At 47.0% G+C, this 6,515-nt stretch carries 5 protein-coding genes and 1 tRNA gene; 4 read left to right on the forward strand and 2 right to left on the reverse strand.

Translation table 11 applies throughout. From position 1 onward, the window contains the following. Positions 1-228 precede the first annotated feature (228 nt). The 4 genes from C5S62_RS00940 to C5S62_RS00955 all read left to right on the forward strand — a co-directional run bounded on the left by C5S62_RS00940 (position 229) and on the right by C5S62_RS00955 (position 4,681). A complete protein-coding gene (locus C5S62_RS00940) occupies positions 229-1,248 on the forward strand; it encodes a branched-chain amino acid aminotransferase (protein ID WP_104403673.1) in 1,020 nt (339 codons plus the stop codon). Then, the gene (locus tag C5S62_RS00945) at positions 1,223-2,158 is read left to right on the forward strand and encodes a hypothetical protein (RefSeq protein ID WP_223301082.1); all 936 of its coding nucleotides are present in this window, start codon (positions 1,223-1,225) and stop codon (positions 2,156-2,158) included. Before C5S62_RS00940 ends, C5S62_RS00945 begins: the two co-directional genes overlap by 26 nt. Positions 2,159-2,505: 347 nt before the next feature. Then, positions 2,506-3,711 carry an N-acetylmuramoyl-L-alanine amidase gene (locus C5S62_RS00950; RefSeq protein WP_104403677.1) on the forward strand — a complete coding sequence of 402 codons (1,206 nt, stop codon included), beginning with the start codon at positions 2,506-2,508 and terminating at the stop codon, positions 3,709-3,711. Positions 3,712-3,754: 43 nt separating this feature from the next. Then, positions 3,755-4,681, forward strand: a complete 927-nt coding sequence (locus C5S62_RS00955; protein WP_104403674.1) for an MlaD family protein — start codon at positions 3,755-3,757, stop codon at positions 4,679-4,681. Between the two features lie 473 nt (positions 4,682-5,154). Here the strand turns inward: C5S62_RS00955 and C5S62_RS00960 are convergent. Together C5S62_RS00960 and C5S62_RS00965 are read right to left on the reverse strand one after the other, a co-directional pair. Further along, positions 5,155-5,227: transfer RNA gene (locus tag C5S62_RS00960), tRNA-Pro, on the reverse strand. Positions 5,228-5,276: 49 nt separating this feature from the next. After that, positions 5,277-6,341 (reverse strand): DUF1573 domain-containing protein, encoded by a 1,065-nt coding sequence (locus C5S62_RS00965; RefSeq protein ID WP_104403675.1) that lies wholly within the window; start codon positions 6,339-6,341, stop codon positions 5,277-5,279. Between the last annotated feature and the right edge of the window lie 174 nt (positions 6,342-6,515).

Raw genomic sequence — 6,515 nt, forward strand, 5'->3', positions numbered from 1 at the left:
CATCACTTGCAACCTATGTTTTAACATATTGAAGTGTAACGGAAAGTTAAATATGTTAAAGTTGATGGCTTTCCAAAAACATAAAAAACAGTCATATCGTCACTCTGGCCGTCTTTCATCTTAAAAACCTGCACAGGGTTACACCTATCACCAAATAAATATGTAAATTTGCACGGATGAACACTTCGTCAATAGACAACAGACAAATTAAGCAACATAGAAGAAACAATGGAAAAGATTGATTGGACAAATTTGTCATTCGGCTACATGCCCACCGACTATAACGTGCGTTGCTACTACCGCAACGGCCAATGGGGCGAAATAGAAGTCAGCTCCTCCGAAACGATAAACATTCACATGGCGGCCACCTGCCTGCACTACGGGCAGGAAGCATTCGAAGGGCAAAAGGCATTCCGCTGTCCCGACGGCAAAATACGCATCTTCCGCATGAAAGACAATGCCGAACGCCTGCAAAGCACCTGCCGGGGCATACTGATGCCCGAAGTTCCCACGGATTTGTTCTGCCGGATGGTGGAAAAGGTTGTGAAACTCAACGAACGTTTTATCCCTCCCTACGAAAGCGGCGCATCCCTTTACATCCGTCCCTTGCTCATAGGCACGGGCGCGCAGGTGGGCGTACATCCGGCCGACGAATATCTCTTCCTCATTTTCGTCACGCCCGTAGGCCCTTACTTTAAAGGAGGATTTGCCACGAACAACTATGTCATCATCCGCGAGTTCGACCGCGCAGCGCCTCTCGGCACCGGCACCTACAAAGTGGGCGGCAACTATGCGGCCAGTCTGCGTGCCAACAAAATGGCCCACGATGCAGGATATTCCTGCGAGTTCTACCTCGACGCCAAAGAAAAGAAATATATCGACGAATGTGGTGCCGCCAATTTCTTCGGCATCAAAAACGGCAAATACATCACCCCGAAGTCCTCATCCATCCTTCCCTCCATCACCAACCGCAGCCTTCAGCAACTGGCTCTCGACATGGGCATGGAGGTGGAATGCCGGCAAATACCGGAGGAGGAACTCGAAACATTCGAGGAGGCAGGCGCTTGCGGAACAGCCGCCGTTATCAGCCCCATAGCCCGCATTGACGACATGGAGAACAACAAGAGCTACGTCATATCCAAGGACGGCAAGCCGGGGCCGGTATCGACACAGCTCTACAACAAATTCCGAAACATCCAATACGGCATCGAGCCCGACAACCATGGATGGATTACCGTATTGGACTGACCCCTTCACTTATCACAAACCGACTGACATGAAGAAATTCACCCACAGCATGCTCGCCTTTATGGCAGCAACACTCCTCGCCTCCGCCCTGATTGGTTGCGGCCAGTCGTCGGCCGACAAAGACAAGGAACTCAACGAACTGCGCCAGCTCGCCGAGATGGACCGCAAGGAAATGGAGAACCAATATGCCGAATTTGCCGCACAGTACGGCGAAATGAAAAAAGACATCAAAGACGACTCACTCGTCATGCGTCTCGATGCCGAACAGCGACGTGCCGAAAAACTCCTCCGTGAACTCAAAGACCTCAAAACAAACAGTGCGGCTGAAATCCTGAGGCTGAAGAAAGAACTGGCTACGGTACGCGCCGTATTGCGCGACTACATTAGGCAGGTCGACTCCCTTCAGCAGATCAATGCTCTGCTCACCACCGAACGCGATGCTGCCAGAGCCGATGCCGAACGCACGCGCGCGGAAAAGGCAGCCGTCAACAAACGTAATTCCCAACTGACAGAACAGGTAGCCGTAGCCGCCCAGCTCAATGCAACAGGCGTCAGTCTTTCGCCGCTCAAGAAAAACGGTAAGGCAGCCAAGCGCAGCAAAGACATCACCCGTTTCAGCATCTCGTTCACCGTCACCCGCAACGTCACGGCAGCCACAGGCAACCGCACGGCCTATGTGCGTCTGCTCAAACCCGGCAACAGCGTAGTAAACGGTGGAGGAACTTTCACCTATGAAAACAAGACCATACCTTATTCCGCCACAAAAAGTTTCGAATATACCGGTGAAGAACAGCGCGTGCAGCTCTATGTCAATTTCGATGATCCACGCCCATCGCCTGGCATATATAAAGTACATATATTCGTAGATAACCAAATGATTGGAGAAGGATCTCTCAATATCGAGAAATAATTCACTGGCAAAAATGATTAAAGGAGCCTGAACCACAAAGGTTCAGGCTCCTTTAATCATTACCGGAAAACCGGAATGTCTGTTCATATATAAATAATGTGTTGCTTGTAATAACGGCGCCTGCTCACAACTTCAGGCTGAAATCAGGCATCACATCCCCCGTACAGTATTTTTCATAAATTGTACTTATACAGAAAACGAAACAACAAAGATTAGTTTTTGAAAAAAACTTATTAACTTTGTCGGCAAAACTGCCTGATATGCAATATCCTTACTCCAGAATATTCTTACACCTGAGTTTCATCTTCTTTTTCGCAGCCGTGCCCTTTCGCGCAAACGCCAATTATATGCAACAAACAAACGGCAAGAAATTTGTCCTTGTCATTGACCCGGGACATGGAGGGCATGACCCTGGTGCAATCGGCAGTTTCGCAAAAGAAAAAAACATCAATCTCAATGTAGCCCTGGCGTTCGGACGCCTGGTAGAGCGGAACTGCCATGATGTCAAGGTCGTTTACACGCGCAAAAAGGATGTGTTCATTCCTCTGAAAACACGTGCGGATATCGCCAATCATAACAAAGCCGATCTGTTCGTGTCCATCCATACCAACTCATTGCCCTCAGGCCGCATAGCCTACGGAGCCGAAACCTATACGCTCGGTATGGCACGTACCGCTGCCAATCTCGAAGTGGCTAAACGCGAAAACAGTGTCATTACCTACGAAAAAAATTACCAGCAGACCTACGAAGGATTCGACCCGAATAAAGCGGAAAGCTACATCATATTCGAATTACTGCAAGACCGCAACATGAAACAGAGTGTAGACCTGGCCAAATGCATACAACAGCAATATACCTCATGCGGCCGCAAAAACAGAGGTGTCCAACAGGCCGGATATCTCGTTCTGCAACGTACTACCATGCCTGCCGTGCTCACAGAGCTGGGATTTATCTCAACCCCTGAAGAAGAGCGTTATCTCAGTTCCGATGCCGGTGTGAACGAACTGGCCCGTGGCATCTATAACGGCTTCATAAAATATCGCCGCATGTACGGCAATACAATCGCTGCAGAACTGCTTCCCACGGAAAAAACATCTATCCCGGAAGTTGTGCCAGTAGCCACGGGTGACACATCCCAGGCTTCTGAGGCCGCATCGGACATATCCCCTTCGTCTAAAGACAAGGCAGAAACGAAAAACAATACTCCGAAAGAAAATATTCCCCAACAAGAAAAAGATATAGTCGTACAACAGCAGAACGGTAATAACGATACCGCTGAAACCGATACTTCGCGTCCCGTTTTCAAAATACAACTGATGGCTGTGGATCGTCCGCTTAAAACCGGCGATACCCGTTTAAAGGGGCTTAAAGGCATTGAATATTACCGTGACGGCAACTTGTATAAATACACCTATGGCAGTTCATGCAACTATACTGAAATCCGTCGGCTTCAAAAGCAAATCTCGCCCAAATTCCCTGATACATTTATCGTAGCCTTCATTGATGGCCAACGTACCGATTTGGCTGCTGCTATCAGAAAGTCTAAGCAATAAATCAACAAGCATATTATTCCCAAAAACGAAATACAAAATTCTCATGAAGTACTTTACCAAAGAAGTAAAATTGGCCCTCACGGTTTGTGTTGCCATTGTTTTGCTCTTCATTCTCATCAACTTCCTGAAAGGCATCAACATCTTCACATCGAGTAATACCTATTATGTCCGATTCAAGCATATAGCAGGACTTGTGGTATCTAACCCCGTCTATGCTAACGGTTATGCGGTCGGCATTGTACGTGACATTGACTACGACTACAGTAGAACAGACAACGTCGTTGTTACCATTGAACTCGACAACGAAATGAAAGTTCCTGCCGGAACTTGCGCCGAACTTGAGTCGGAACTGATGGGCGGCGTGAAAATGAATCTCATATTAGGGGGCAATCCCCTGCATCATCTCACTGTTGGTGACACTATTAACGGAGACTTGCACGTGGGCGCTATGAACAGGCTGGAATCTATGATACCTGCTGTGGAGCAGATACTACCGAGACTTGACAGTATTCTGGCCAATCTTAACCGTCTGACTGCCGATCCGGCATTGCAGCAAACTTTGCGCAACACCGCAGAACTGACTGCAAATCTTCAGGAAACATCGGTGGCTTTCAACAGTATGATGAAAGCCGACATACCGCAGCTTCTGAGAAAAGCCAACAGTATCGGACAGAATATGGAAACTCTTTCCGGTAATCTGGCCCGTATAGACGTTGATGGCACTATACAGAAAGTCGGTACAACGCTTGACGGCGTACAACAACTTACGAATAATCTCAGTTCCACAACAAGCCTTTTAAACACGAAACTTAATAGTCGTGACAATACATTAGGCTTGTTCCTAAACGACCGCGGCGTTTATGATAATATGAACAGTACGATGAAACATGCCGATTCACTTATGATTGATCTCAAGTCACATCCTAAGCGCTATGTGCATTTCTCCATTTTCGGACGTAAGGACAAATAAATTGAAAATATTTCGATAACCTATTCAAACAATACTATTATGAGTTTTATTATTATTATTTTATGCGTCTTCGCTTGGCTTGGCGAGGCATTAAATGATGGTGGAAATGTAAAATAGTACACATTTTAATCCTAATGTATAAGAAATGACAAGCGGGGCAATAATTGCTCCGCTTGTCATTTCATAATAAGAACGAAGAAGTTCGCATTTTTTATAATAGTAGTATCCCAAGAATAAAGAATATTATCTCCAGTATCAGAAATGAATATAAAAGACAGGGGATGTTCAGACAGATGGATGTCCTATATGCAATATGCCTGTTCAAAGAAACTTGTATGAGTTAATGGTAGCTTTCTGCAATTAATGGAGGTAATGAGATGTGTTGATAAGGTGAATTCCTATTTAATAGGGACTATATGCCAAATAAAAAACCGGAATAACAGGACAAAAGTCTGAAGTTATTCCGGTTTTCGTCGGAAAGAGGCGACTCGAACGCCCGACCCCTACGTCCCGAACGTAGTGCGCTACCAACTGCGCTACTTTCCGATTGCGGTGCAAAGTTACGGATTTATTCCCGTATTGCGAAATTTTAAAGTCACTTTTTTACAGTAATGTCTATAACTACTTTAGGACGGACGGGATCGTTGGTTATCAGTAATACGCGCCGGCGTCCTTTGAAATAATGTGTGTTGGCATTGACTGTAATCTTTATCTTGTCGCTTTCGCCCGGCTTCAGACTGCGTTTGCTTAAACTTACGCTCAATCCGGGATTGTAAACCTGAAGGGCACTTATTTCAAGGGCTGACTTGCCGGTGTTTGTAATAACGACCTCGCTCTTCAGACGTTTCTTGCCGTTCATTGCTCCCATGTTGACAGTTGTACTGTCAAGGTGCAGTTCGGGGGCAATGGCCAGTTGCTCAGCCGTAAATGTCTGTTCTGGCAGAAGTGTTGCCGATACGTATATTTCGTTCTCATTGCCTACGCGGTCACCGGCAAAGCGGCTCAGGTAAATGCTGGTTTGTGTAAGGCCGAAAGTGCGCAACTGTTCACTGTCGAGCGTCAGGAGTATCCGGCCGGTATGTCCGGGACGGATATTGGCCGGCTCATACTGTGCTGTGAGATATTTGGGCAGATGCATCAGGCTGGGAGTAAACGTTTTGTTCCCGGCATTATAGATGGTGATGGTCTTGACCTGCTGGTCTCCGCGGCGTACATCGTCAAATTCCACATTGTCGGCATTAAGGTACAAGTCGCCTACATGGTAGGGATAATCGCCCATGTTCTCTTTCCGTTCCACTACCACATCGCCGTTGAGGGTAAGATAGTAGGGTTTGTCGCTTTGGTCGGTGTAGACGGCAATCTGTTTTTCAAAGTGACCGAGCAGTTCGGCGTCGAACACAGCTTTGATAACGGCCTTCTGCCCCGGAGCAATCGGTGTGCGCGGCCAGTCAACGGCTGTACATCCGCAGTCGGGGTCGACATCGCGTATGACAAGCGTGGTGTCTCCTTCGTTACTCAGTGTGAAAACCGCTGTACCCGGTGTGTGCCAGATGAGCGAACCTAACTCCCGGTGCAGATGGTCGAAACGCACCTGTGCGGTCCCTGTCAGTGAAAATAGGCTGACGAGTCCGGATAATATGCCTAAGTATATGCGTCGCATGGATATTTTCGGTAATTGATTTGATATGATGGAATAACGGCCTGTGAAAGGCGCTTTGCAAAGTTAGGAAAAAAAAGTGGATTGGCCTTTGTGCTTCTAGGTATGTTGTTTATTTTTGCATCATATAAAGGCTGTTAAAGAACCGCTGCTTTTTCATGAGAAGCGGACCGGCAG

The sequence above is a fragment of the Prevotella sp. MGM2 genome, from assembly GCF_002933955.1.
In the GTDB taxonomy this organism is placed as follows: Bacteria; Bacteroidota; Bacteroidia; order Bacteroidales; family Bacteroidaceae; genus Alloprevotella.

Coding starts and splice junctions, on each gene's coding strand:
- C5S62_RS00940 (WP_104403673.1), top strand. CDS start 229: ATGGAAAAGATTGATTGGACAAATTTGTCATTCGGCTACATGCCCACC.
- C5S62_RS00945 (WP_223301082.1), top strand. CDS start 1,223: ATGGATGGATTACCGTATTGGACTGACCCCTTCACTTATCACAAACCG.
- C5S62_RS00950 (WP_104403677.1), top strand. CDS start 2,506: ATGCAACAAACAAACGGCAAGAAATTTGTCCTTGTCATTGACCCGGGA.
- C5S62_RS00955 (WP_104403674.1), top strand. CDS start 3,755: ATGAAGTACTTTACCAAAGAAGTAAAATTGGCCCTCACGGTTTGTGTT.
- C5S62_RS00965 (WP_104403675.1), bottom strand. CDS start 6,341: ATGCGACGCATATACTTAGGCATATTATCCGGACTCGTCAGCCTATTT.